23 protein-coding genes and 1 pseudogene are annotated in these 25418 nt (G+C 52.8%); 20 read left to right on the top strand and 4 right to left on the bottom strand.

Annotation, left to right across the window (positions count from 1 at the left end):
* The first annotated feature begins 202 nt into the window (after window positions 1–202).
* On the top strand, window positions 203–1588 hold the full coding sequence (locus tag B3P58_RS10950) for a DEAD/DEAH box helicase (protein WP_286717516.1): 1386 nt from the start codon (window positions 203–205) through the stop codon (window positions 1586–1588).
* Between the two features lie 56 nt (window positions 1589–1644).
* Here the strand turns inward: B3P58_RS10950 and B3P58_RS10945 are convergent, their stop codons facing one another.
* The 3 genes from B3P58_RS10945 to map all read right to left on the bottom strand — a co-directional run bounded on the left by B3P58_RS10945 (window position 1645) and on the right by map (window position 6064).
* A complete protein-coding gene (locus tag B3P58_RS10945) occupies window positions 1645–2487 on the bottom strand; it encodes a pirin family protein (protein ID WP_230330394.1) in 843 nt (280 codons plus the stop codon).
* A gap of 100 nt (window positions 2488–2587) precedes the next feature.
* The gene (glnD, locus tag B3P58_RS10940; RefSeq protein WP_286717513.1) at window positions 2588–5281 is read right to left on the bottom strand and encodes a [protein-PII] uridylyltransferase; all 2694 of its coding nucleotides are present in this window, start codon (window positions 5279–5281) and stop codon (window positions 2588–2590) included.
* A gap of 3 nt (window positions 5282–5284) precedes the next feature.
* Window positions 5285–6064 (bottom strand): type I methionyl aminopeptidase, encoded by a 780-nt coding sequence (map, locus tag B3P58_RS10935; protein ID WP_286717511.1) that lies wholly within the window; start codon window positions 6062–6064, stop codon window positions 5285–5287.
* 370 nt (window positions 6065–6434) lie between these two features.
* Here map and rpsB point away from each other — a divergent pair, with 370 nt between their 5' ends.
* From rpsB to rnhB, 15 genes are all read left to right on the top strand, one after another.
* On the top strand, window positions 6435–7184 hold the full coding sequence (gene rpsB / locus B3P58_RS10930) for a 30S ribosomal protein S2 (protein ID WP_145469984.1): 750 nt from the start codon (window positions 6435–6437) through the stop codon (window positions 7182–7184).
* An 84-nt stretch (window positions 7185–7268) separates the two neighbouring features.
* Entirely contained in the window at window positions 7269–8123 is an 855-nt protein-coding gene (tsf, locus tag B3P58_RS10925) for a translation elongation factor Ts (RefSeq protein WP_145469985.1), read from the top strand.
* Between the two features lie 225 nt (window positions 8124–8348).
* Window positions 8349–9083, top strand: coding sequence for a UMP kinase (gene pyrH / locus B3P58_RS10920; protein WP_145469986.1), 735 nt, complete (start codon window positions 8349–8351; stop codon window positions 9081–9083).
* Window positions 9084–9085: 2 nt separating this feature from the next.
* Window positions 9086–9643 carry a ribosome recycling factor gene (frr, locus tag B3P58_RS10915; RefSeq protein ID WP_145469987.1) on the top strand — a complete coding sequence of 186 codons (558 nt, stop codon included), beginning with the start codon at window positions 9086–9088 and terminating at the stop codon, window positions 9641–9643.
* Window positions 9644–9668: 25 nt separating this feature from the next.
* Complete coding sequence (locus B3P58_RS10910; protein ID WP_371736699.1) at window positions 9669–10424, top strand: isoprenyl transferase; 756 nt, start codon at window positions 9669–9671, stop codon at window positions 10422–10424.
* Window positions 10417–11262, top strand: a complete 846-nt coding sequence (locus B3P58_RS10905) for a phosphatidate cytidylyltransferase (protein ID WP_145469989.1) — start codon at window positions 10417–10419, stop codon at window positions 11260–11262. The genes B3P58_RS10910 and B3P58_RS10905 overlap by 8 nt, the downstream gene beginning before the upstream one ends.
* Entirely contained in the window at window positions 11259–12452 is a 1194-nt protein-coding gene (gene ispC, locus B3P58_RS10900; protein ID WP_286717507.1) for a 1-deoxy-D-xylulose-5-phosphate reductoisomerase, read from the top strand. The genes B3P58_RS10905 and ispC overlap by 4 nt, the downstream gene beginning before the upstream one ends.
* Window positions 12449–13789, top strand: coding sequence for an RIP metalloprotease RseP (gene rseP, locus B3P58_RS10895; protein ID WP_286717505.1), 1341 nt, complete (start codon window positions 12449–12451; stop codon window positions 13787–13789). Before ispC ends, rseP begins: the two co-directional genes overlap by 4 nt.
* 32 nt (window positions 13790–13821) lie before the next feature.
* On the top strand, window positions 13822–16380 hold the full coding sequence (gene bamA / locus B3P58_RS10890) for an outer membrane protein assembly factor BamA (protein WP_286717503.1): 2559 nt from the start codon (window positions 13822–13824) through the stop codon (window positions 16378–16380).
* Window positions 16381–16411: 31 nt separating this feature from the next.
* Entirely contained in the window at window positions 16412–16906 is a 495-nt protein-coding gene (locus B3P58_RS10885) for an OmpH family outer membrane protein (protein WP_270049523.1), read from the top strand.
* Window positions 16907–16925: 19 nt separating this feature from the next.
* Window positions 16926–17948, top strand: a complete 1023-nt coding sequence (gene lpxD / locus B3P58_RS10880) for a UDP-3-O-(3-hydroxymyristoyl)glucosamine N-acyltransferase (RefSeq protein WP_286717499.1) — start codon at window positions 16926–16928, stop codon at window positions 17946–17948.
* A complete protein-coding gene (gene fabZ / locus B3P58_RS10875; RefSeq protein ID WP_260975266.1) occupies window positions 17948–18412 on the top strand; it encodes a 3-hydroxyacyl-ACP dehydratase FabZ in 465 nt (154 codons plus the stop codon). The genes lpxD and fabZ overlap by 1 nt, the downstream gene beginning before the upstream one ends.
* Window positions 18409–19179, top strand: a complete 771-nt coding sequence (gene lpxA, locus B3P58_RS10870; protein ID WP_286717497.1) for an acyl-ACP--UDP-N-acetylglucosamine O-acyltransferase — start codon at window positions 18409–18411, stop codon at window positions 19177–19179. The genes fabZ and lpxA overlap by 4 nt, the downstream gene beginning before the upstream one ends.
* Window positions 19180–19181: 2 nt before the next feature.
* Window positions 19182–20315 (top strand): lipid-A-disaccharide synthase, encoded by a 1134-nt coding sequence (gene lpxB / locus B3P58_RS10865; protein WP_286717495.1) that lies wholly within the window; start codon window positions 19182–19184, stop codon window positions 20313–20315.
* Complete coding sequence (rnhB, locus tag B3P58_RS10860; RefSeq protein WP_286717494.1) at window positions 20315–20953, top strand: ribonuclease HII; 639 nt, start codon at window positions 20315–20317, stop codon at window positions 20951–20953. Before lpxB ends, rnhB begins: the two co-directional genes overlap by 1 nt.
* Before the next feature lie 21 nt (window positions 20954–20974).
* On the opposite strand, the gene B3P58_RS10855 is transcribed toward rnhB, so the two are convergent.
* Entirely contained in the window at window positions 20975–21781 is an 807-nt protein-coding gene (locus B3P58_RS10855; RefSeq protein WP_186435986.1) for a lysophospholipid acyltransferase family protein, read from the bottom strand.
* Between the two features lie 78 nt (window positions 21782–21859).
* Between B3P58_RS10855 and B3P58_RS10850 the strand changes: the two genes are divergently transcribed.
* The 4 genes and pseudogenes from B3P58_RS10850 to B3P58_RS10835 all read left to right on the top strand — a co-directional run.
* Window positions 21860–23062, top strand: coding sequence for an NAD(P)/FAD-dependent oxidoreductase (locus tag B3P58_RS10850; RefSeq protein ID WP_328296346.1), 1203 nt, complete (start codon window positions 21860–21862; stop codon window positions 23060–23062).
* Window positions 23063–23198: 136 nt separating this feature from the next.
* Window positions 23199–23738: a heme NO-binding domain-containing protein gene (locus B3P58_RS10845; RefSeq protein ID WP_145470000.1), complete on the top strand. Its 540-nt coding sequence runs from the start codon at window positions 23199–23201 to the stop codon at window positions 23736–23738.
* Window positions 23738–24685: a sensor histidine kinase gene (locus B3P58_RS10840; RefSeq protein ID WP_145470001.1), complete on the top strand. Its 948-nt coding sequence runs from the start codon at window positions 23738–23740 to the stop codon at window positions 24683–24685. The genes B3P58_RS10845 and B3P58_RS10840 overlap by 1 nt, the downstream gene beginning before the upstream one ends.
* 206 nt (window positions 24686–24891) lie before the next feature.
* Window positions 24892–25418 (top strand): annotated as a pseudogene (locus B3P58_RS10835) (isocitrate lyase); the annotation flags it as partial.

Here is a 25418-nt window from a genome sequence, read left to right as displayed (position 1 = left end):
AAGTGAAACGCAGCATCGCCGATGGTAGTGTGGGGCTTCCCCATGTGAGAGTAGGTTATCGTCAAGCTCTTATTCTAAACCCCCGTCGGCTGAGCTGGCGGGGGTTTTTCTTTGCCTGAAGAAAATACCTGCAATAACTTAAACGGTGGTGATGCCTGGCTTTTGTTATACTGCAGCTTCGTTTACACGTGAGAGTAATCCCTTGTTTGCCAATATCGAATTTAATGCCCGTCTGCTGACCGGCCTGGAACAACTTAATATTTCTACCCCGACTGAAGTTCAGGAGCTGATGCTTCCTTTAGCACTGGCAGGAAAGGATGTTCAGGTTTGTGCGGAAACCGGTAGTGGTAAAACACTGGCTTATCTGTTGCCGATCATGGAGCTTTTGCTGAATAAAGCAGCGCCACCGAATGCGGCGACCCGTGCACTGGTCATGGTGCCGACACGGGAACTGGCCCGTCAGGTCTTTAAAACGGCTCAGCAATTCGCTGATCTGACTCATCTGAATGTCGGTTTACTGACTGGCGGTGATGAATTCAAATATCAGGCTGCTGTGTTGCGTAAGAACCCGGAAATTATTATTTCTACACCGGGTCGTCTGGTTGACCATATCAAACGTGGTACAGCGGAACTTAAGGATCTGGAGTTTCTGGTTCTGGATGAAGCAGACCGCATGTTGGACATGGGCTTTGCCGAAGACATGAATCTGGTGGTTTCGCATGCCAATAAAGACCGGCAGACCTTTATGCTGTCTGCGACGCTGCGTCATGAAGGTATTGGCCGTATTGCCCGTGCCATGCTGCGTGAGCCGGAAGTAATCACCACCCATACGGTGCAGGATCAGCATGAGTATATTCGCCAGCAACGCATTCTGGCGGATGACAATGCCCACAAAGACCGCTTACTGGTGTGGTTGCTGGCCAATGAAACTTACGATAAAGCCATTATCTTTGTGAATAAGCGCATTGAGGTGCAGCGTCTGAACGAATTTCTGCGTCGTCACCGTAACGGTATTGCTATGTTGCATGGCGATATGACCCAGGACGAGCGTAACTATGTGATGCAGTCTCTGCGTGAAGGTAAGCGCAACATTCTGATCGCCACTGATGTTGCAGCACGTGGTCTGGATGTTGAAGGGATGGATCTGGTGATTAACTACGATCTGGCGCGTAAAGGTGATGAATATGTTCATCGTATCGGCCGTACAGGTCGTGCCGGAAAAACCGGTTTGGCCATCAGTCTGATTGCTGCCCATGAGTGGAATCTGAAAGCTTCTATCGAGCGGTATTTACAGCAGTTGATGGAATCCCGTGAAATTCCTGAATTAAAAGGCAGCTATCGCGGCCCGAAAAAACTGAAGTCGTCAGGCAAGGCGGCCGGAGCCAAGAAAAAGCCAAAAGCCGGTAAAAAAACAGCGGCGGCTAAAGGTTCCGGGGCTAAAGGTGCCGGAGCTAAAGGCAGTAAGAAAAATGTGTCGGAGAAAAAGAAACTGGGCCCGCGTCCGAGTCGTCCGAAAGCAACAGGAACACTGATGGATTCTGAAGGTTTTGCTCCTATTAAGCGTAAAAAACCATCTCCGGATGCATAGAATGTAAAAGGGCCCCTGGGGCCCTTTTTTATTGTCTGTTTTCTGAGAGATGGCGTTCAGTCGCGGCCAAAGCGCCCGGCATTGTAGTCCTGAATAGCCTGTTCAATTTCTTCGATGCTGTTCATGACGAAAGGTCCGTAGTGAACGATTTTTTCTCCGATCGTGTTGCCACTCAACAGCAGAAGTTTTGTGTCACTCTGTGCATTCAGGATGAGCTGCTCACCTTTGCCAAATACCAGTAATGACTTTTCTGGTGCCAGCGGCTGTGTCTGTAATTGCCCCTGATACACAAAAGCGACGACATTCTGCTCTGCCGGTGTCGGCAAGCTGAGTGAGCTGCCGGCGGGTAATTCAATATCCAGATAACCGGCATGAGCGGCGAGATCCGTCAGTGGCCCCTGAATGTTGTTGCCTTCAATCTGCCATTGACCGGCAATCACCCGAACCTGCATACCATTGCTTTGAGTGATCAGCGGAATTTCTGCAACGCTGACATCACGGTATTTCGGTGCCTGCATTTTGTCTTTGGCAGGAATGTTGATCCACAGCTGGAAGCCATGCAGCTGTTGCATTTCACGGGCAGGCATTTCGCTGTGAATCACTCCGCGACCGGCGGACATCCATTGGGCGCCGCCGCTGTTGATCATGCCACGGTTGCCCATATGATCGCGGTGTTCCAGGCTGCCATGACGCAGGTAGGTCAGGGTTTCCATACCACGGTGCGGGTGCGGCGGAAAGCCACCGATAAAATCATCCGGGTTATCGGAAGAGAGTTCGTCGAGCATCAGAAAAGGGTCGGCTACCGGCTGATCGAACAGGGCGACGCGGCGGATTTTTACACCGTCGCCATCGGAGGTCGGGTGACTGGGAATAATGTGTTGCAGTTGGCGTTCGTTCATCGGATATCTCCTTGCACCTTTTTCAGATGTATTTATCAGAGATACTCTAGCCTGAGTCCGGTCGAAAAAAGAGCGCTATTTTTCGACCGAACCTTTCGAGTTATACGGCAGATTGTGCCTCTACCTGCTCTTCCAGGCCGTGGATGATGGCATCTTTCAGTTTGTGGCATTGTTCAGCATCGGAGAATGGCTGACCATTAGCATCGAGAATAAAGAAAATATCTGATACCCGCTCACCTTCCGTCAGAATTTTTGCGCCCTGCATCTGCGCGCCAAATTCGGCAAAAATAGCGCCCATGCGCGCCAGTAAGCCCGGTCGGTCGGCGGCAATCACTTCCAGTACCGTACGTTGCATTACCGGGTCATTACTCATGGAAACCTGGGTTTCAACCTGAAACTGTTTCAGCGCACGCGGTGTACGGCGCTGAATAATGGTGGAGTAGTCTTCCGGATGTGACAGGGCTTCGATCAGGGTGGCGCGGATTTTTTCTATGCGCTGCGGGTCCTCAATCGGTTCGTTGTTTTCATCCAGTACGATGTAGGTGTCGACGGCATTATGTTCCTGCTCGGAGGTCATAATGCGGGCATCCTGAATATTCAGATTCAGCTGATCCAGTGTCGCGGTTGTGGCTGCGAATAAATTCAGCTGATCCTTCATAAAAATAAAGATCTGCGTCGCGCCTTCAAACTGACGGTCTGATGTCGGACGAATGGAAACCAGCGGTTTATTACTGCTGCCGTGGGCGTGAATTTCCAGTGTCTGCCAGACAATGTTGTCGATTCCTTCGCGCAGGAAATAATCATCACCGGGCTCGCCCCAGATCTGCAGAATACGTTCTTCGCTCAGACCTTTGGCGGTGAGTTTACTGATGGCTTCCTGCTGAATTTCTTCGATCCAGTCTTCTTTATTGATTGGGTTGCCAAGTCCGCGACGCAGCGCAGCCTGAGTGTTGCGGTACAGGTCGCGCATTTGTTCTGCGCGCCAGCTGGTCCACAATTTCGGATTGGTGCTGACAATGTCGGCAACGGAAATCAGATACAGCAGATCGAGGTGGTTCTGGTCGCCCATTTCTAGCGCGAACTGGTGAATATCATCCGGATTATTCAGATCCAGACGCTGTGACGCCTGTGACATCGTCAGATGCGATGCACACAGCCAGGCCACCATATGGCTGTCGGTCGGGCGTAAATTATGTTGGCGGCAGAAAGCGGCAGCAATATCGCCGCCATTGGCGGTGTGATCACCTTCAATACTTTTACCTGTATCGTGCAGCAGGGCAGCCAGATACAGAATTTCTTTTTTCTGCACTTTATGAATCAGGCGCGAGGCGATCGGGAAGCGCTCGCGCACATCGCCAAAGCGCAGGTGACGCAGAAAACGCATCATGCGGAAGCTGTGTTCATCGACGGTATAAATATGAAACAGGTCGTGTTCCATCATGCCGATAATATGGCCGAACTCCGGAATATAACGGCCCAGAATGCCGTAGCGCATCATACGTGACAGCTCACGGACTACCCGTGAGCGGTTGCGCATAAGTTGCATAAAAATCTGATTGTGTCCGGCGTTGGCGCGGTATTCGTCATTGATCAGGTTGCGGTGATCACGCAGGGCGCGGATGGTATCGGAGTGAATACCTTTGGCTTGCGGCGTTTTGGCCATCAGCAGGAATACCTGCAGCAGCCAGCCCGGCTCGCGCTTAAACAGATCTTTGTCGATTAACTGCAGATAGCCATTACAGAGAACGAAATATTCATTCAGGGTTTCTATCTCATTGACCTTGTCGCATTTCATAAAGTCTTCGTTGAAGTGCAGCAGTAACAGGTCGGACAGTTCGGTCGTTGCCAGTTGGTTGCGGTAGAAGCGCGACATAAAGCGCTCTACGCCCAGTAACTTTTTATCGTCAGCAAAGCCGAGAAGCTCGGCGATTTCGCGCTGCAGGTCAAACAGCAGGCGGTCTTCTTCACGCCCGGCGAGCATATGCAGGGCGTAGCGTACCTGCCATAAAAAATGGCGGCTGCGTTCCAGGCGCTCAAACTCAAAAGGTGTCAGAAAGCCTTTATCCTGCAGAGCGAGCAGGCTGCCCTGACCAAAGTGGCGCATGGTTACCCAGGTAATGGTCTGGATATCGCGCAATGCGCCGGGAGAGTTTTTAACATTGGGTTCGAGGTTGTATTCCGAATCATTGTGCTTGCGGTGACGTGCCTGCACTTCCTGCCACTTGGCATTAAAGAACGCCTGAGCGGGCCAGATTTTATCGGCGGCGGTCGCCTGTTTCAGCAGCTGGTGCAGCTCTGTATCGCCAGCCAGTGAGCGGCTTTCCATCATATTGGTGATGATGGTGAGATCTTTCTCGGCTTCGCTGACGCATTCATCCAGCGTGCGCACGCTGTGGCCAACATCCAGCTTCAGATCCCACAGCAGGGTGATAAAGCCCTGCAGGGCCTCGCTGTTGGCATTGATGGCTGCTTCATTGCGCGCGAGGAGCAGCACATCAATATCGGAATGCGGATGAAGTTCACCACGGCCGTAACCACCTACCGCGACGAGAGCGAGATCGGTGGCGGGTAAGCGGCTGTTCTGCCACAGACACTGCAGTATCTGATCAATCAGCCGGGCCCGCAGCGGTACCAGTGTGCTGGCATCCAGCGTGGCGCGGAAATAAGCGTGGGCTTCTTCCTGAATACGCTTCAGGACTGGCTTGACCACCGGCAGCGGAGAAACCGCAGCCTGCAGATCAGCCAGTAACTGCTGCGAGTCGATCGACGGTAACGCAGGCGCCACAGCATCCATGGATTATTGTCCGAACCGGGTTTCTTCCTGACGACGGGTCAGCACTTCTGCGCCGGTTTCCGTTACCAGAATGGTGTGCTCCCACTGAGCAGACGGCTTGCGGTCTTTGGTGACCACGGTCCAGCCATCTTTCATAAGCTTATTAAAACGGGTGCCCTGATTGATCATTGGCTCGATGGTGAAAATCATACCGGCTTTCAGCTCCAGGCCTGTGCCCGGACGGCCGTAATGCAGTACCTGAGGATCTTCGTGGAAGACAGTACCAATGCCGTGACCGCAGTATTCGCGCACGACGGAATAGTGGTTGCTTTCGGCGTGCTGCTGAATCACATGGCCAATATCCCCCAGGCGGGCGCCGGGTTTGACCAGATCGATACCCAGGTACAGACACTCCTGAGTAATTTCCACCAGGCGCTGGTTGGCCGGACTGGCTTCGCCGACAAAGAACATCTTGCTGGTGTCGCCGTGGTAACCATCTTTGATGACGGTGATATCGATGTTGATGATGTCGCCTTTCTTCAGGATCTTGTCATCACTCGGAATACCGTGGCAGATCACCTGATTGATTGAGGTGCAGATAGACTTCGGAAAGCCGCGGTAATTCAGCGGTGCGGGAATGGCCTGCTGAACATTCACAATGTAGTCATGGCAGATGCGATCCAGCTCTCCGGTCGATACGCCGGGCTTAACGTAAGGACCGATCATTTCCAGAACTTCGGCAGCCAGGCGTCCGGCAACGCGCATTTTCTCGATGTCCTCGGCGGACTTGATGATGACACTCATGGGGAGTTGTTTACCTGTTCATCAGACTTGTTTAGGACGCCATTGTACTGGTTGTGGCCGCGGTATTGAACCAATGGTCTTCATAGTTAGCTTTAATCAGAAATTGCGCCTGTCGTTTGTGATGCTCAGCGGCGGCCGGGGCGTTCCGGATTACGTGGCGGAGGCCGTCGTCAGGCTGTTTTGTGCTGGCGTTGGCTGGGTAAAAGTGGTATAAAGCGCCCGCGAAAAAATCGCCGTGAAACGGACTGATCCGTTCCATGTAAATGACACACACGTATCACAACGTTGATCCGGGGTGCCCGGCCAGAGATGGCAAGGGTCGGAGAGATGGGTACGTGGAGGCCTAACCCAACTTATTAAGGTAGTTATCATGGCACAAGTAAGCATGCGTGACCTGCTGAAAGCAGGCGTACACTTCGGTCACCAGACCCGTTACTGGAACCCGAAAATGGGCAAGTACATTTTCGGCGCCCGCAACAAAATTCATATCATCAACCTGGAGCACACCGTTCCTGCGCTGAACGACGCGCTGAAACTGGTTGAGTCTATGGCTGCCCGTAACAACAAAGTTCTGTTTGTTGGTACCAAGCGCGCTGCAGGTAAGATCATGAAAGAGCAGGCTGAGCGTTCCAGCATGCCTTTCGTCGCACACCGCTGGTTAGGCGGTATGCTGACCAACTACAAAACCATCCGTCAGTCTATCAAGCGTCTGCGTGACCTCGAAGCGCAACAAAACGATGGTACTTTCGAACAGCTGACCAAAAAAGAAGCTCTGATGCGTACCCGTGAAATGGAGAAGCTGGAGCGTTCTATCGGTGGTATCAAGGAAATGGGCGGTCTGCCGGACGTACTGTTCGTGATCGACGTTGACCATGAGCGTATCGCTGTTCAGGAAGCCAACAAACTGGGTATCCCGGTTATTGGTGTGGTTGATACCAACTCTAACCCTGACGGTATCGATTACGTTATCCCAGGTAACGACGATGCTATCCGTGCTATCCAGATCTACGCCTCTGCAATCGCAGACGCCGTACTGGAAGGCAAGCAGCAAAATGGTGTGGCTGCAGACGAATTCGTCGAAGTAGCAGAAGAAGCGCCGGCACAGGAAGCAGCTGAGTAATCTCAGACGCTCGGAAAAAGGGGGCTTGCCCCCTTTTTTTTAGGTGCAATTTACTGACAAGTTAACTGATAGAGGATTACACACATGGCAAATATTTCTGCTGCTCAGGTTAAAGAACTGCGCGAACGTACCGGTCTGGGCATGATGGAGTGCAAAAAAGCACTGACTGAAACCGACGGTGATATCGATCTGGCGATTGAAAACCTGCGTAAAAACTCTGGTCTGAAAGCAGCTAAAAAAGCAGACCGTGCTGCTGCTGAAGGTAAACTGCGTATCGAAGTTAAAGATGGCGTTGCTTTCGTTGTTGAAGTTAACTCTGAAACTGACTTCGCTGCCGGCGATGCAAACTTCTCTGCTTTTGCTGACACTGTTCTGGCCAAACTGGTTGCTACCAAAGAAACTGACGTTGCCAAACTGATGGAAGGTGAACTGGAAGAAGCCCGTATGGCTCTGGTTCAGAAAATCGGTGAAAACATCACTGTACGTCGTCCGTCTGTTCTGGAAGCTCCGGTTCTGGGTGCTTACCTGCACTCTAACGGTAAAGTGGGCTGTATCGTTGCCCTGACCGCCGGTGATGAAGAACTGGCTAAAGACATCGCAATGCATGTAACTGCTGCTAACCCACGTGTTGTGCGCGCAGAAGATATGCCTGCTGAAGTTGTTGAGAAAGAAAAAGAAATCATCAAGGCTCAGCCAGATATGGCTGGTAAGCCAGACGAAATCGTCGAAAAAATGATGGTTGGCCGTATCAACAAGTTCCTGAAAGAAAACAGCCTGCTGGATCAGCCGTTCGTTAAGAACCCGGAACAGACTATCGCTCAGCTGGCTAAAGCAGCCGGTGCTGACGTTGTTTCCTTCCTGCGTCTGGAAGTAGGTGAAGGTATCGAAGTTGAGAAAGTAGACTTCGCTGCTGAAGTTGCTGCACAGCTGAAAGGCTGATTGTAAGCACGGGGTAGGATAACCAGCGGTTGAATACCCTATGATATGCCGGGCTCGCCCGGCATATTTGTATTTGACGTCAGGCAACTAACGCGGTTGTCTGGTGTCTGTTGATACGCCAAGTATCAGCGGCGGTTTGTGCCGCAGGGCGGGGTGCCCATCCCGTAACGCAACAGTCAGGCGGGTCTGCCTGTTGCCGAGTTTATTATCTATCTGGAGATCTCCATGGCCGAGCAAAAAAGTCCCAAGTACAAACGCATTCTGCTGAAACTCAGTGGTGAGGCCCTGATGGGCGAGCTGGATTTTGGTATCGATCCCAAAGTACTCGACCGCATGGCACTTGAGATCGGCCAGCTGCGTGGTATTGGTGTACAGATCGGTCTGGTGATTGGCGGCGGCAACCTGTTCCGCGGTAAAGCGCTGAGCGAAGCCGGACTCGACCGTGTTGCCGGAGATCATATGGGCATGCTGGCAACGGTTATGAACGCGCTGGCCATGCGCGATGCTCTGGAGCGTGCCAATATGCCGACCCGCGTTATGTCGGCCATCCCGATGAGTGGCGTGGTTGACCACTACGATCGCCGCAGTGCCATCCGCGCGCTGGAAGGTGGTGATGTGGTGATTTTCTCTGCCGGTACCGGTAACCCGTTCTTCACCACCGACTCCGCAGCCTGTCTGCGTGGTATCGAAATTAATGCCGATGTTGTTCTGAAGGCAACCAACGTCGATGGTGTGTATACTGCCGACCCGAAGAAAGACCCGAATGCCGAAAAATACGACTGCCTGACCTATCAGGAAGTGTTGGAAAAACAGCTGGGTGTTATGGATTTAACCGCGATCTGTCTTGCCCGTGACCATAACATGCCACTGCGTGTTTATGATATGAATGAGCCCGGAGTGCTGGCCCGCCTGATGACAGGTGGCGATGACGGCACCCTGATCGTGAGTGAGGAAAAATAACGATGGTTAACGATATTAAAAAAGACGCCGAAGAGCGCATGGATAAAAGTCTGCAGGCGATGCTGGAGTCTTTTAAAAAGATCCGTACCGGCCGTGCTAACCCGGCCATTCTGGACGGTGTAATGGTCGACTACTACGGTACGCCGACTGCTATTTCTCAGGTTGCTAACATCATTGTTGAAGATGGCCGCAGCCTGGCGATCAACCCATGGGAAAAGAACCTGGTGCCACAGATTGAGCGCGCCATTCTGAAATCTGACCTGGGTCTGAATCCGGCGACCAACGGTGACACCATCCGTCTGCCAATGCCTGCCCTGACCGAAGAAACCCGTAAAACCTATATCAAGCAGGCCCGCGCTGAAGCCGAAAAAGGCCGTGTTGCGATCCGTAATATCCGTCGCGATGCCAACGGCAAAGCAAAAGATCTGCTGAAAGAAAAACTGATTTCTGAAGACGAACTGCGTGGCAGCGACGATCAGATTCAGAAACTGACCGACAAGTTTATTGCCGACGTGGATGCCGCACTGGCAACCAAAGAAAAAGACCTGATGCAGGTATAAACCGGCAAATTTTATGTCAACCAGTATTGATGATACGCAGGCCGTTCAGGGCCAGGTGCCGCGCCATGTTGCCATTATTATGGATGGCAACAACCGCTGGGCTAAGCGCCGTTTTATGCCCGGAGTGGCTGGCCACAAAGCTGGCGTTGATGCCGTACGTGCCGTGGTGGAAACCTCGGCACGTGCTGGTGTTGAAGTGCTGACGCTGTTTGCCTTCAGCAGTGAAAACTGGCGGCGACCGGCGAATGAAGTCAGCGCGCTGATGCAGCTGTTTGTGGTGGCACTGGAGCGGGAAGTCAGAAAACTGCATCGCAACAATATCCGCTTGCGGGTAATGGGTGATCTGCAGGGATTTTCCAGCAAAATTCAGCAGCTGATTGCCGATGCGGAAAAGCTGACCGCCAATAACGACGCAATGACTCTGGTGATTGCGGCCAATTATGGTGGGCAGTGGGATATTGCCCAGGCCGCACAGCGTATTGCACAGGATGTGCAGGATGGAAAATTACAGCCACAGGATATCGACGAACAACTCTTTCATCGTTATACCTGGCTGAGTGACTTACCGGCACCGGATTTGTTGATCCGTACCGGAGGTGAGCAGCGCATCAGCAACTTTATGCTGTGGCAGACTGCTTATTCGGAATATTACTTTTCCGATGCCTTCTGGCCCGACTTCAAAGAAGAAGAATATCAAAAAGCGTTGGCTGCGTTTGCAGACCGGACAAGACGGTTTGGCCGCACGGACGACCAGTTAGAGGAAGTGAAACAAGGTGTTTAAGGAACGCGTACTGACAGCGCTGGTGCTGGCCCCCCTGATGATCATCGGCATTTTTTTTCTGCCGCTGAAAGAATTCGCTATTTTCATCGCAGCTATCGCCACCATTGGCGCCTGGGAATGGGCAAATATTGCCGGTTACCAGCGTAACTGGAGCCGTGTTGCCTATGCGCTGGTAGTGTTTGTGTGCCTCTATATCAGTGCCCGGGTTCTGAAAATGCACCCGCAATACCTGATTGGTTATCTGGCGGTTGGTACTGCCTGGTGGGTGGTTGCCTTTGCGCTGGTGAAGCGCTATCCGGGAGGTACCGATCTGTGGGCGGCGCGTCCTGTCCGGGCACTGCTGGGCCTCTGTGTTCTGGTTCCTATGTGGGTGGGGTTTATGCACCTGAAAACCCAGCCGCACAGCTCGTTGCTGATTGTCTACGTGATGCTGATTGTCTGGGGTGCTGATACCGGTGCTTACTTTGCCGGTAAAAAGTGGGGCAATACCAAGCTGGCGCCGCATGTCAGTCCGGGTAAGTCCTGGGCCGGTTTCTGGGGTGGTCTGGTAACCACTCTGCTGGTCGCGCTGATATTCGGTGCCTGCGTCCATACCTGGGTGCAGCCGATGGATTTGCACGATGCCTGGCGTCTGCTGGCCATCACCGTTATCACCATGGTGATTTCTGTGCTGGGGGATCTGGTGGAAAGTATGATGAAACGCCACCGTGGTATCAAAGACAGTTCCTCCCTGTTGCCGGGTCACGGCGGCGTACTGGACCGCATTGACAGCATGGCAGCGGCCGTCCCTGTATTCGCCTTCTTTATGCTGATTCTTGACTGGGGTCTGGCTGGATGACAAGCCAGATTACCGTGCTGGGTGCCACTGGCTCGATTGGTCAGAGCACCCTGGACGTCATTCGGCGCCACCCTGAGCGCTATCAGGTTTTTGCGCTTACCGCCGCTACCCGTGCCGATGAAATGGCGGCACTGGTACGCGAATTCTCTCCCCGCTATGCCGTGATGGCAGACAGTGAAGCTGCCCGGCGTCTTCAGGCGCAGCTGAACTGTGGCTGCGAGACCACGATTCTGAGCGGAACCCGTGCGCTGGTAGAGGTTGCTGAAGCCGAAGAAGTTGATCAGGTCATGGCCGCCATCGTTGGTGCAGCCGGGTTGCTGCCAACACTGGCCGCGGCCGAAGCCGGTAAGCGGGTGCTGCTGGCCAACAAAGAAAGTCTGGTTATGGCCGGTCCGCTGTTTATGCAGGCGGTGCGTGCCGGTGGTGCCACGCTGTTGCCGATCGACAGTGAACACAACGCGATCTTTCAGGCTCTGCCGCATAACTATGGCGGTGACTTCAGCGCTCACGGCATCCGGAAAATTCTGCTGACGGCCTCCGGTGGACCTTTCCGCGGCTGCACGGCCGCAGAACTGGAGAACGTTACACCGGCGCAGGCGGTGGCTCATCCTAACTGGTCGATGGGGCAGAAGATCTCCGTCGATTCCGCCACCCTGATGAATAAAGGGCTGGAGCTGATCGAAGCCTGTTTCTTATTTAACTGTGTGCCCGATGATGTGCAGGTGGTGGTGCATCCGCAGAGTGTTATCCATTCTATGGTTCAGTACTGTGACGGTTCGGTCATTGCCCAGCTGGGGCAGCCGGATATGCGTACGCCGATCGCTTATGGCCTGGCCTGGCCTGAACGTATTGATGCGGGCGTTCAGTCGCTGGACCTGTTCAGTATCGCCCGCCTTGATTTTACCCCGCCGGACGAAGAAACCTTTCCCTGTCTGCGACTGGCAAAAGAAGCGTTCAGCGCCGGTGGCACTATGCCTGCAGTACTGAATGCCGCCAACGAAATCGCCGTCGAGGCTTTCCTGCGGGAACAAATAGCGTTCAGTTTTATTCCAACCCTGATTGCCCGGGTTATGGCCCGGCATGATGTGCAGCCAATTCAGCATCTGGCGGATGTGATGGCGGCGGATCAGTGGGCGCGTGACTGTGCAGTCGCACAGCTGGATGTCGCTAACGGGAGAGTGAACGCGTGACGTTACTGTATTTTATTATTGCCATCAGCCTGCTGGTGGTGATCCATGAGTTTGGTCATTTTTGGGTAGCACGCCGTTGTGGTGTGCAGGTGCTGCGCTTTTCGGTCGGTTTCGGTAAGCCTTTCTGGTCGTTTACCGATAAGCACGGCACTGAGTTTGCGGTTGCCCCGATTCCACTGGGCGGCTACGTAAAAATGCTGGATGAGCGCGAGGCGCCGGTACCGGAGCATCTGCTTGATCAGGCTTTTAACCGCAAGTCGCCCTGGGCACGCATTGCCATTGCTTCGGCAGGTCCGGTTGCCAACTTTATTTTTGCCTTGCTGGCTTACTGGTTGCTGTTTGTGTCCGGCACCAGCGGCTTTGTACCTGTGGTCGGTACTGTTGCTGATGACTCGGTTGCGGCGGTTGCCGGTGTGCGCAGCGGTGATGAGATTGTTGCTGTTAATGATCACGAAACCACGACCTGGCAGGAAGTCAGCTGGCAGCTGGTCGGTTTTCTTGGGGAAGATGCCGATATCCGCATGACGCTGAAAAGCGCCGATGGCACTCAGCGTTCAACCCGGTTACAGCTGAATAACTGGCTGACCGATCAGGAAGTTCCGGACCCGCTGGCCGGACTGGGCATTGAACCTCGACGGCTGGATATTCCGGCCGTGGTCGGTGAAGTTCAGCCGGGTGGTGCGGCAGCGGCGGCGGGTATTCAGCCCGGTGACCACGTCGCGGCAATCAATGGCAGCGCTGTTGCCGACTGGTACGACTGGGTTGAACATGTTCGCGCCGCGCCGGGTAAGGCTTTACAGCTGACACTGAAGCGAAACGACGCTCTGCTTGATATGACTCTGACGCCCGGCAGTAAAACACTGGATGATGGCTCGGTTATCGGTTTTGTCGGCGCCGGAGTGGTGGCACCGGAAATTCCGTCAGACTGGGTACGTACCAGCCATGCGGGTGTTGTGCAGGGTTTGTTGCTGAGCGTGAACAAAACCATAGACCTGGTTGTCTTTACCCTTGATTCGCTGTGGAAAATGCTGCTGGGTGATGTGTCGGTAAAGAACTTGAGTGGGCCTATCACCATTGCTAAAGTAGCCGGCGATTCGGCTTCCGGGGGGCTGGAAGCCTTTATCGGATTTTTGGCATTGTTGAGTATTTCTCTCGGAGTACTGAATTTATTGCCGGTGCCCATGCTGGACGGCGGGCATATCCTGTTTTACCTCGCTGAGGTAGTACGCGGCAGACCTCTGCCAGAACGTGTTCAGATCATTGCCGTGCAGTTCGGTTTATTCCTGCTGTTAAGCCTGATGCTGGTTGCTTTTTACAACGATATAAGTCGGCTGTAGTTGATTGCCGAGTTGCTTGGATAACTATTTACATGCGTTCTTTGCTGTTTACGCTTTTTCTGGGGTTTCTGTCGTCCATCGTCCGTGCCGAATCCTTTGTCGTTGAAGATATCCGCCTTGAAGGTCTGCAGCGGGTGTCTGCCGGTACGGTATTCGAAGCCTTTCCGGTGAATGTCGGCGATCGGGTGGATTCTGCCCGTCTGGTCACGGCTTCCAAACGTTTATTTAAATCCGCCCTGTTCAATGATGTGCAGCTGCTGCGTGATGGCAATGTGCTTATTGTGCAGGTGGTCGAATTGCCGACCATTACCGGTATTGAAATTGACGGTAATAAGGCGATTCAGACAGAAATGCTGCTGGATGGTCTGAAGCAGTCGGGGCTGGCGGAAGGCCTGGTATTCAAACGTTCTACGCTGGAACGCATCTCGCTGGAGCTGGAACGTCAGTATGTGGCGCAGGGCCGTTATGATGCCGGTATTGAAACCGAAGTGGTGCGTCTGCCGCGTAACCGCGTATCGCTTAAGATTCATGTCGAAGAAGGCAGTGTCGCCACCATCGAACATATCAATATCGTCGGTAACGAAGCGTTCTCTGATGACGAACTGCTGAAGCAGTTCCAGCTGCAGACCAGTAATTTCTGGTCCTGGTATTCCAGCGACAACAAATACAGCCGTGAAAAATTATCCGGCGATCTGGAAAAGCTGCGCTCCTTCTATCTGGACCGTGGTTATATCCGTTTTAACATCGAATCTACCCAGGTATCCGTATCGCCGGATAAAGAAGGGGTATATATCACCGTTAACCTCACCGAAGGCGATGTATATTCGGTGAAAGACATCAGAATGGCCGGTAACCTGGTACTGGATGAAGCCGAGTTTACCCGCCTGCAACTGATTAAAACGGGCGATACCTTCTCCCGTCAGCTGGTCACTTATTCCAGCGATCTGATGTCCAAGCGTCTGGGCAACGATGGTTACACCTTTGCCAAGGTTGATGGCATTCCGAAAATTCACGATGACGAGAAAACCGTCGATCTGACCTTCTTTGTTGAGCCGGGCAAGCGTACTTACGTGCGTCGCATTAACTTTACCGGTAACGAAGGCACTAAAGACGAAGTGCTGCGTCGTGAAATGCTGCAGATGGAAGGTGGCTGGGCCTCGACCGATAAAATTGATGCCGGTAAAAACCGTCTGAATCAACTCGGCTTCTTCAAAACCGTCAACGTCGAGACTCCTGCGGTTCCGGGTTCCGACGATCTGATCGATGTGAATTACAACGTTGAAGAACAGCTCAGCGGCAGCCTGAATTTTAACATCGGTTACGCCGGCGGCAGCGGTATGATTCTGGGGGCCAGTGTCAGTCAGAATAACTTCTTCGGCACCGGTAACCGTATGTCGCTTGGTGTGCAGAAAAACAACACCGTGCAGTCGTATAACTTCTCCTACCTGAATCCGTATTACACCATCGACGGTGTAAGCCGTGGTTTTAATCTGTTTTACCGTAAAACGGATTACGCCAGCCTGAATACCGTCAGCGATTACCAGACCAATACCAAAGGCGGTAATGTGACCTTTGGCTATCCGATTTCCAGCCGTCAGCGTTTGTCCTTCTCGGTCGGTTTTGCCAACACCGAAATATTTGAAGGCACCACCGTACCGGCGGAGATTGTCGACTTCCTCGATACGGAAGGCGATAACTTCGATGAATACACGCTGGGCCTGAACTGGCGTTATAACAACCTGAACCGGGGTTTGTTTCCAACGGCAGGTACTGAACACAAGCTGTCTGCGGATGTGTCTGTACCGGGCAGTGATCTGACGTATTTTAAACTGGGCTACACCGCCAACTACTACTTCCCGATTGCTGAAGAGTGGGCACTGCGTTTGCGTACCGATCTGGGCTATGGCGATGGTTTTGGCGACCTGGAACGTCTGCCGTTCTTCAAGAACTTCCGCTCCGGTGGTATCGGTTCGGTGCGGGGCTACCGTTCCAACAGCCTTGGACCAAAAGGCCTGCCGGAATACGCGCCAGTCAGCGTGGTACAGACCGATGCTGATGGTAATGTCGTGTATGAAACCGATGAGCTGGGTCGTCCTGTGGTGGATACCTCCGCGCCAACCGTGGTGTATAAAACCGATGAAGACGGTGCGGCGGTTCTGGTCAGCAACAGCAATCAATACAAACCGAAATACGAAACCAACAGCGATGGCTCCGTTGTCACCGCGCCTTACTACCTCGAAAGTGAACGTGCTCTGGGCGGTAACGTCCTGGCCGAAGCCAGTTTCGAGCTGATTTTCCCGCTGCCTTTCATTGAAGACCGCCGCTCAGTACGCAGCGTTTTATTCTTTGATGCGGGGAATGCATTCACCAGTGAATGCTATGTGCCTTATGATGCCGATGTTCCGACACTCACCAAGCACCCTTACTGTAATGAGGGTATTGATCTGGCTGAGATGCGTCTGAGCACCGGGGTAGGGCTGACCTGGATCACAGCGATCGGACCTCTGACCTTTACTTACTCGGTGCCATTGAACGAAAAACGTGGTGACCGTACTGAAGGATTCGAGTTCTCCCTGGGACAGGTTTTCTGATTGTAACGACAAAATAAATAAGGAGTCTGGGATGCGTTGGTTTATTGGGGTATTAGCGGCACTGTGTGTTCAGGTTGCAGCAGCAGAAACAACTAATGTCGGCGTTGTTGATATGGAGCGTGCATTGTTCCTGTCCGATGCGGCAAAAGTATCGGTTAAGCAGTTTGAAGTGGACAATAAAGCCGATATCGAAAAGCTGAAAGGTCTGGAAAAAGACCTGCTGGCCCTGAAAGAAAAGACTGAAAAAGACGGCGATGTGATGAGCGATGACGAGCGTCGCAAGCTGGCAAACGATTACGAACAGAAATCGACTGAGTACAAATTTTACGGGCGTAAGCTGCAGCAACTTGAGCAAAAATGGAAGCGCGAATTTTTCCAAACACAGTTGCCTCAACTTGAAAAGTTGCTTAAAGCAATCATCGATGAGGGCGGTTATGATGTGGTGCTTCAGTCCGGTGCGGTGATTTACTCTTCACCAAAAACGGATCTGACCAAGTTGTTGTTGGAACGCTTGAACGCCAAATAAGCGATTTCGGGACATGATGATGCAATTAAGCTTAGGTGAACTGGCTCAGCGATTGGGAGCCGAATTGATTGGTGATGCCGATACCGTTATCCGCGGAGTGAACACTCTCAAGGATGCAACGGCAACGGATGTCAGCTTTCTGGCGAACGCCAGCTACCGCAGTCAGCTGCCAGACAGCAATGCGGGCGCGGTGATTGTCAGTGCCAAAGAAGCGGCAGACGTGCGCGGTGCTGCATTGGTTGTTGCCAATCCTTATCTGAGCTTTGCACTCGTGACTCAGATGTTTGATAACCGCCCACAACCGGTGCGCGGCATCCACCCCTCTGCGGTGGTGGCTGCCAGCGCAACGCTGGGGGACGATGTCTGCATCGCCGCTAACGTGGTGATTGGTGAGCATTGTGTGATTGGTAACGGTTGTGAAATCGGCGCCAATACCGTGATCAGTGATCACTGTGTGCTGGGCCGTGATTGCTGCCTGCGCGCTAACGTCACTCTGTACCATGATGTGGTATTGGGAGAGCGTGTGCAGGTGCATTCGGGTACCGTGATCGGTGCTGACGGTTTCGGCTTTGCGCCGGATAAAGGCCGCTGGCATAAAATTGCACAGCTCGGCGGGGTTCGTATCGGTAATGACGTCGACATCGGCGCCAATACCTGTATCGACCGCGGTGCGCTGGGTAACACCACCATCGAAGATCATGTCATTGTCGATAACCTGGTTCAGGTTGCACATAACGTGCGCCTGGGAGAGGGAACGGCGATGGCAGGAAATTCAGGTGTTGCCGGCAGTACGACCATTGGCAAGCACTGTACGATCGCTGGTGGTGCCGGTATCGCCGGACATCTGACCCTGGCCGATGGCGTGCATGTGGCGGCGATGACCCTGATCAGTAAATCGATCAGCGAATCAGGGGCATACGCTACAGGTACCGCTCAGATGCCGATGCAGGAATGGCGTCGCAGTGCAACTCGCTTCCGACAACTTGATTCTATGGCCAAACGGCTACAACAGTTAGAAAAAAGTCACGAAGGTAAAGCTTGATGCCAGCGCACACTATTCAACAGATACAGGAATTTTTGCCACATCGTTATCCGTTCCTGTTGGTTGACCGAATTCAGGAAGTTAATCTTGACGCCGAGGACGGCGCCAATATCCGGGTGCTTAAAAATGTCACCATTAATGAAGAGTTCTTTAATGGCCATTTCCCCGGACACCCAATCATGCCCGGCGTATTAACGCTGGAAGCTATGGCCCAGGCAGCAGGATTGCTGGGGCTGACCATGCTGGGCGAAAATCGTAAGCCAACAACACTGTATTATTTTGCCGGTGCCGATCATGTGCGTTTTAAGCGCCCGATTGTGCCGGGTGACCAGGTTTGTCTTGAAGCCCGTTTTATGAGCGGACGCCGTGGCATCTGGAAATTCGATTGCCGTGCTCTTGTTGATAATAAAGTGGTCTGTGCGGCAGAAATCACCTGTGCTGAGAGAGATCTGGAGCAAGCATGATAGACCCGAGAGCCATCGTTGATCCCGGTGCCCGCATTGCGGCAAACGTGGAAATTGGTCCTTTTTCCATTATCGGCCCGGACGTAGAAATCGGCGAAGGCACGGTAATTGGCCCGCACGTTATTGTGCGCGGGCCAACAACGATTGGTAAAAACAATCGTATTTTTCAGTTTTCCAGTATTGGCGAAGAATGCCAGGACAAAAAATACGCCGGTGAGCCAACCACGCTGGTGATTGGCGATAACAACGTGATCCGTGAAGCCTGTACCTTTCACCGTGGAACGGTGCAGGATAACGGCACCACCATCGTCGGCAGCAATAACCTGTTTATGGTGAATGTGCATGTCGCTCACGATGCCGTGATTGGTGATAATTGTATTCTGGCGAACGACACCAACGTTGCCGGCCATGTAAAAATCGGTGATTGGGCCATTCTGGGCGGTGCCACACAGGTGCACCAGTTCTGCCTGATTGGCGCGCACTCTATGTGTGGTGCCGGCACCGTTGTTTTAAAAGATATTCCTGCCTATGTGATGGCGCTGGGTTATCCGGCGACGCCACACGGCATTAACAGCGAAGGTCTGAAACGCCGTGGTTTCAGCAAAGAAAGTATTATGCTGATACGCAGTGCGTATAAAACCCTGTACCGTCAGGGCCTGACACTGGCCGAAGCACTGGAAGTACTGGTGCCGCAGGCTGAACAGGACGATGGCGTGCGGCAGTTGGTCGAAAGCCTGCAGGCCGCTTCACGGGGCATTATCCGATAATCATGCGTATTGCGATTGTTGCCGGTGAGACGTCGGGCGATATGCTCGGCGCAGGCCTGATTAAATCTCTCAAAGACCGTTACCCCGATGCCCGGTTTGAAGGTATTGGTGGTCCTTTAATGCAGGCCCATGGTTTCCACAGTTTTGTGCCGATGGAACGCCTGTCGGTGATGGGATTGGTGGAAGTGCTGGGGCGCCTGTTCGAGTTGCTGAAAGTCCGCCGTGACCTGATTAAACACTGGAAGAAAAATCCGCCGGATGTCTTTATCGGCATCGATGCCCCGGATTTTAATCTCACTCTGGAACAGAAATTACGTGCAGCGGGTATTAAAACCGCGCATTACGTCAGTCCTTCGGTCTGGGCCTGGCGGGAAAAGCGTGTGTTTAAAATCGCCAAAGCCGTCGACCTGATGCTGACGCTGTTTCCGTTTGAAGCCCGGTTCTATGAAGAACATCAGGTGCCGGTGAAATTTGTCGGCCATCATCTGGCGGATAAAATCCCGTTTGAAACACCGGTCGCTCCGGCCCGGGAAACGCTTGGACTGGATAGCAAACGTCCGGTGGTTTGTCTGATGCCCGGCAGTCGCAGTGGTGAGGTCGAACGTCTGGGAGCTTTGTTTCTGCAGACTGCTGAACGCATGTTGCTGAAGCGCAACGACCTGCAATTTATTATTCCGGCCGCCTCGGTCGAGCGCCGCAATCAGATTGAAGCTATGCTCGCCGCCTATCCGGCCAGCCTGCCGGTTAAAGTGGTGCTGGGGCAGTCGCATACCTGTATGGCCGCAGCCGATACTATTTTGCTGGCGTCCGGTACAGCGACTCTCGAAGCCATGCTGCTGAAAAAGCCAATGGTGGTGAGTTATATCGTGGCGCCACTGACGTATAAAATTCTGAAAAAGCTTGTCACTCAGCCTTATATTTCGCTGCCTAATTTACTGGCCGGACGCGAACTGGTACCCGAGTTTATTCAGCACGAGGCAACGCCTGAAAATCTGTCTGAAGCTATGCTGGTGCGTCTGGAAGATTCCGATGCCATGAGTCAGCTGCATGAAACCTTCCTGTTTATCCACCGTCAGCTGAAGCGTAATGCCGATGAAGAAGCGGCGGATGCCATCAGCGCTTTGCTGCAGCGATAATGACTGACGCTTTCACGGCGGAAACAGCCGCCGTTTTTCAGACCGAAATCGAAACCTCCCTGTCAGAGCAGGGCATTCCTTATTGTGGCGTTGACGAAGCCGGTGCCGGGCCGCTGTGCGGTGACGTAGTTGCCGCAGCGGTGATTCTCGATCCGGCCAATCCGGTTGAAGGGCTGAATGACTCGAAAAAACTCACGGAAAAAAAGCGTGAAAAATTATTCGATGAAATTCGCGAAAAGGCGCTGGATTACTGTATTGCCCGTGCCACGGTTGAAGAAATCGACCGGCTTAATATTCTCAATGCCCGTATGCTGGCGATGAGCCGTGCCATTGATGGTCTTAAACTGCCTTGTCAGCATGCGTTGGTGGATGGCAATAAAGCACCGCAAACACCACTCGAAGTCACCACCATTATTAAAGGTGACAGTCTGGTAACGGCGATTTCCGCGGCCTCGGTATTGGCTAAAGTTCAGCGCGACCGGGAAATGCTGGAACTGGATAAACAGTATCCGGGGTACGGTTTTGCCAAACACAAAGGTTATGGCACCGCCGCGCATATGGAAGCCTTACAGGCGCTTGGTCCCTGCGAAATTCACCGGCGCAGTTATGCACCGGTAAAAGCCCTGCTGCAGGACTGAACAAACGGATTTAATGCGCGCTTAACGGCGGAACTTAATCGCCTGCTCGTAGGTGCGGCGACGCAGAAGATCGCGCATGGCCTCATTGCTTTCCAGCTGTGCCAGCTCCTGCCATTCTATCCGTTCACCAATTCCCATCTGAATCGTTGAGTTCTGTTTCTTCAGGAATTCTGCCGGAATCCGCAGCGTGCGCAGCGCAGGGTGCACTTTTCCCAGCATATGAAAACTGCGGCTGTTATGACCATGAAAGTAAATCGGGATGACCGGCACTTCGGCTTTGCGGATCAGACGCATGCTGGAAATTGACCAGGGGCGGTCATAAACACCGGATTGGCCTTTATACCAGGTAGACACTTCTCCGGCGGGGAACAGCCCCAGCCCTTCACCACGTTCCAGCTGAGCCAGAGATTTACGCATACCGCCCATGCCTTTCGGGCCTGAATTTTCAAACGGGTTCACGGTGATAAACAGGTCGGAAATCGGTGCAAAATAGCTCAGCAAAAAATTAGCAACCGCACGGAATTCGGGGCGCTTCCGGCCAATCACCAACAGCAGAATAACGCCATCAAGAAAGCCAAAAGGGTGGTTGGACACGGTAACAAAAGGCCCTTCTGCAGGAATGGCCGCATCAAGGGCTGCAGGGTCGTAATCCAGATGGATTTTCAGATGGTGCAGGGCATTTTCAATCATATCGATGCCCTGTTTTTCGTCCAGCTGATTGTAGATACGGTTCAGTGTCGGACCTTTCAGCAGGCGCAGCAGAAATTCCAGTTTACGCGGTGTCAGGCCGGTGGCCTGCAGTAAGCCCTGACGATCAAACAACTCCATAGCGCAACTACTCTTTATTATTGGATTCGGTGGCATAATAGCGCCCTGTCCACAGACCGCGGCGCGTTGAATAATTTTATGACCGAAATGCTACAGAAATTTGATGTTATCGTCATTGGCGCCGGTGCCGCCGGATTAATGTGCGCTGCACAAGCGGCTGCCCGTGGCCGTTCGGTACTGATTGTTGATCATGCCAATAAAGCGGGTAAGAAAATTCTGATGTCGGGTGGTGGGCGTTGTAATTTTACCAACTACTTTGTCGCCCCGGATAAATACCTAAGCCATAACCCGCATTTCTGTAAGTCGGCGCTGAAACGTTATACCCAATGGGATTTTATTGCGTTGGTGGAATCCCATGGTATTGCCTATCACGAAAAGAAAGACGGCCAGCTGTTCTGCGATAACAAAGCATCGGACATCCTCAATATGCTGCTCAGCGAGTGTGAGCAGCAGGGCGTACAGATCTGGCTGGACACCGCAGCCAGTGATATTGCTCAGAGCGATCAGTCAGGCTGTCGTTATCAGATGAAGGCGGGCAGTCGCTTACTTGGCTGTGAGTCGCTGGTGGTTGCCACCGGCGGGCCGTCAATTCCAACGTTGGGAGCGACAGGCTTTGGCTATGAACTGGCGCAGCAGTTTGGTCTTAAGGTATATCCGCCGCGGGCGGGTCTGGTGCCTTTTACCCTGACCGATCATAACAAGCAGCTGAGTGAGGCATTGTCCGGCACGGCACTTAATATAGAGGTGGAGTGCGCGGGCCAGGTTTTCCGCGACGATATGCTGTTTACCCACCGGGGTCTCAGCGGCCCGGCCATGCTGCAGATTTCGTCTTATTGGCAGGCGGGACAGAGCCTGATGATTAATCTGCTGCCTGAACAGGATGTGGCAGCGCTGCTGCGCCAGTTGCAGCATGAGCGGCCAAAGCTGACGCTGAAAAACTGGCTGGCGGAGCTGACCACACAGAAGTTTGCCGAGTACTGGCTGGCATCCTCTGTCTGGCAACAAAGCACGCTGGCTCAGCTGTCCGGTGCCGATATGGATGCCATTGCTCAGGGGCTGCATCAGTGGCAGGTTAAACCGGCCGGAACCGAAGGTTACCGCACCGCCGAGGTGGCACTGGGCGGAGTTGATACCGCTGAGTTGTCATCCAAAACCATGGAAGCGCAACGCTTCCCGGGCTTGTTCTTTATTGGCGAAGTGGTGGATGTCACCGGTCATCTGGGCGGGTTTAACTTCCAGTGGGCCTGGTCAAGCGCAGTGGCAGCCGCTGAGTTTGTCTGATGCATTCGCGTACAAGACGGTCTTAAAACCACATTATTAAGATACTTTTCTTCTGACAGCCGGAAGGTAGATCTGAGTGACCGGAGATTGATTGGCTAAACTGAAGTCAAACTGGTCTGTTACGGGAAGACTTCCGATGAAAGGTGTGGTTTTTGACATCCTGCGTGACATGGTCGAGGAGCAGTTCGGCCTTGCTGGCTGGAATGCGCTACTCGATAAGGCCGGTGCTGATGGGCTGTATATCTCAACCCAGACCTATCCGGACGAGGAGTTACTGAAACTGGTTGCTGCAGCCAGCGAGGTAACGGGGAAACCTGCCGATGAGCTGGTGTTCAGCTTTGGTGAGTTTATGGTGAAAGAGTTCTACAAGCGCTTTCCGGGATTTTTCGATAACGCCAGTGGCCTGATTGATTTCCTGATATCGGTTGACCGCATCGTGCATGTCGAGGTGAGGAAACTCTATCCGGATGCGGCCCTGCCCAGTTTCACCTATGAAGGTGGCAGCAGTGACGAAGTCACGATGAATTATCGCTCTCCGCGTAAGCTTTGCCGGCTGGCAGAAGGCCTGATCGCCGGCAGTGCCGAGCATTTTGGCGAGAAATATCAGCTGCAGCATGATCCTTGTATGCACCGGGGCGCAGATTGTTGCAGTCTGCACATTAAGCTGGAGAGGTAATGGTCGCGATGTCTGAGATGGATTACGAAAAAGCCTACCTGCGGGAGAAACAGCTGCGTAAACAAGCGGAGCAATTGTTGGAAGACCGTTCGCGTGAACTCTTTCTGACCAATGAACAGCTGAAAGAAGTAAACCGCAATTTGCAGGAGCAGCAGCAGATTGTTGTGCAATCAGAAAAGATGGCTTCGCTTGGCGTCCTGGCCGCCGGGGTCGCCCATGAAATTAATAATCCACTGGGCTATATCTACAGCAATTTTTCCAGTCTGGTGGAAGGTCTGCAGGATATACAGCGTTTTCTGCATCATATGGACGGTATCATCGCTAAAGGCGACACTGCCGAATCTCTGCGTGATGGCTGGCGTAATGCCTTATTACAATATGATATTGCCTACCTGCTCAGCGATTATCAGAGTCTGGCACTGGAAACCATTGAAGGGCTGGAGCGGGTAAAGCAGATTGTGGCCGATCTGAAATCCTTTATCCGCCAGGACGATGGTGAAAAAGCGCCGGTGGATGTGAATGACTGCCTGCGTGGGGCGCTGAATATTCTTAATAATCAGACCAAGTACCATGCGCAGGTCGATGTTGATTATGGTGAACTACCGGTTATTCAGGGCTATTTTGGCAAGCTCAATCAGGTGTTTACCAACCTGATCGCCAATGCCAATCAGGCCGTACCGGAAAATGGTCTGATCCGTATCAGCAGCCGGCTGGTGGATGGCTGGATTGAGGTTGCGGTCAGCGATAACGGCCACGGCATCAGCGAAGAGAACATGCGCTACCTGTTTACCCCGTTTTTTACCACCAAGCCGGTTGGGGAGGGCACGGGCCTGGGATTGTCGATTTCCCATGGCATGGTGCAGGAGCACGGCGGCGAAATACTGGTAAAAAGTAAACCCGGCGAAGGCTCGACCTTTACCGTCAGACTGCCTGTTAAGACCGATTAGCCGGGGCTTCCCGCGTATCTGCTCAGCCTTGTCGGGCTGACATCTCTTGTTTGATTCCTTCATTCATATAAGAAATATCAGGTATACATGGTATTGATTTCAATTATGGGGATGAAATCACTACTATTCGCCTGCATTTAACGTATTGCCCGCAGTCATTGTGACTGTCAGGACGAACGTCACCCACCAACTTGAAGGACTGATTCATGTCATACCAAGCTGAAACCAAAACCGCTCAGGCGCTGATCGAACAGAACGGTGCTCAGTGGTCTGCTATCAAGCCAGAATCTGTAGCCCGTATGCGTCTGCAGAACAAATTCAAAACCGGTCTGGATATCGCTAAGTACACTGCCGCTATCATGCGTCGTGACATGGCTGCATTCGATGCAGACAAAACCAAATACACTCAGTCTCTGGGTTGCTGGCACGGTTTCGTAGGTCAGCAGAAACTGATCTCCATCAAGAAGCACTTCGGTACTACCGAACGTAAATACCTGTACCTGTCTGGCTGGATGGTTGCTGCTCTGCGTTCTGACTTCGGTCCACTGCCTGACCAGTCTATGCACGAGAAGACTGTTGTTGCTGACCTGATCGAAGAACTGTACAAGTTCCTGCGTCAGGCTGATGCACGTGAACTGGGTGGCCTGTTCCGTGAACTGGACGCTGCACGCGCTGCTGGCGACGAAGCTAAAGCCAAAGAAGTCGAAGCTAAGATCGATAACTACGAAACTCA

Source organism: Thalassolituus sp. UBA2009, assembly GCF_002335285.1.
GTDB lineage: Bacteria > Pseudomonadota > Gammaproteobacteria > Pseudomonadales > Oceanobacteraceae > Venatoribacter > Venatoribacter alkanivorans.
The sequence above is the reverse complement of the archived record's forward strand: the minus strand, read 5'-3'. Positions and strand labels throughout refer to the sequence as shown.

Excerpts from the sequence above, each read along its gene's own strand:
- B3P58_RS10945 (WP_230330394.1), bottom strand. The coding sequence starts at position 2,487 with ATGAACGAACGCCAACTGCAACACATTATTCCCAGTCACCCGACCTCC.
- glnD (WP_286717513.1), bottom strand. The coding sequence starts at position 5,281 with ATGGATGCTGTGGCGCCTGCGTTACCGTCGATCGACTCGCAGCAGTTA.
- map (WP_286717511.1), bottom strand. The coding sequence starts at position 6,064 with ATGAGTGTCATCATCAAGTCCGCCGAGGACATCGAGAAAATGCGCGTT.
- rpsB (WP_145469984.1), top strand. The coding sequence starts at position 6,435 with ATGGCACAAGTAAGCATGCGTGACCTGCTGAAAGCAGGCGTACACTTC.
- tsf (WP_145469985.1), top strand. The coding sequence starts at position 7,269 with ATGGCAAATATTTCTGCTGCTCAGGTTAAAGAACTGCGCGAACGTACC.
- pyrH (WP_145469986.1), top strand. The coding sequence starts at position 8,349 with ATGGCCGAGCAAAAAAGTCCCAAGTACAAACGCATTCTGCTGAAACTC.
- frr (WP_145469987.1), top strand. The coding sequence starts at position 9,086 with ATGGTTAACGATATTAAAAAAGACGCCGAAGAGCGCATGGATAAAAGT.
- ispC (WP_286717507.1), top strand. The coding sequence starts at position 11,259 with ATGACAAGCCAGATTACCGTGCTGGGTGCCACTGGCTCGATTGGTCAG.
- bamA (WP_286717503.1), top strand. The coding sequence starts at position 13,822 with ATGCGTTCTTTGCTGTTTACGCTTTTTCTGGGGTTTCTGTCGTCCATC.
- B3P58_RS10885 (WP_270049523.1), top strand. The coding sequence starts at position 16,412 with ATGCGTTGGTTTATTGGGGTATTAGCGGCACTGTGTGTTCAGGTTGCA.
- lpxD (WP_286717499.1), top strand. The coding sequence starts at position 16,926 with ATGCAATTAAGCTTAGGTGAACTGGCTCAGCGATTGGGAGCCGAATTG.
- fabZ (WP_260975266.1), top strand. The coding sequence starts at position 17,948 with ATGCCAGCGCACACTATTCAACAGATACAGGAATTTTTGCCACATCGT.
- lpxA (WP_286717497.1), top strand. The coding sequence starts at position 18,409 with ATGATAGACCCGAGAGCCATCGTTGATCCCGGTGCCCGCATTGCGGCA.
- lpxB (WP_286717495.1), top strand. The coding sequence starts at position 19,182 with ATGCGTATTGCGATTGTTGCCGGTGAGACGTCGGGCGATATGCTCGGC.
- rnhB (WP_286717494.1), top strand. The coding sequence starts at position 20,315 with ATGACTGACGCTTTCACGGCGGAAACAGCCGCCGTTTTTCAGACCGAA.
- B3P58_RS10855 (WP_186435986.1), bottom strand. The coding sequence starts at position 21,781 with ATGGAGTTGTTTGATCGTCAGGGCTTACTGCAGGCCACCGGCCTGACA.
- B3P58_RS10850 (WP_328296346.1), top strand. The coding sequence starts at position 21,860 with ATGACCGAAATGCTACAGAAATTTGATGTTATCGTCATTGGCGCCGGT.
- B3P58_RS10845 (WP_145470000.1), top strand. The coding sequence starts at position 23,199 with ATGAAAGGTGTGGTTTTTGACATCCTGCGTGACATGGTCGAGGAGCAG.
- B3P58_RS10840 (WP_145470001.1), top strand. The coding sequence starts at position 23,738 with ATGGTCGCGATGTCTGAGATGGATTACGAAAAAGCCTACCTGCGGGAG.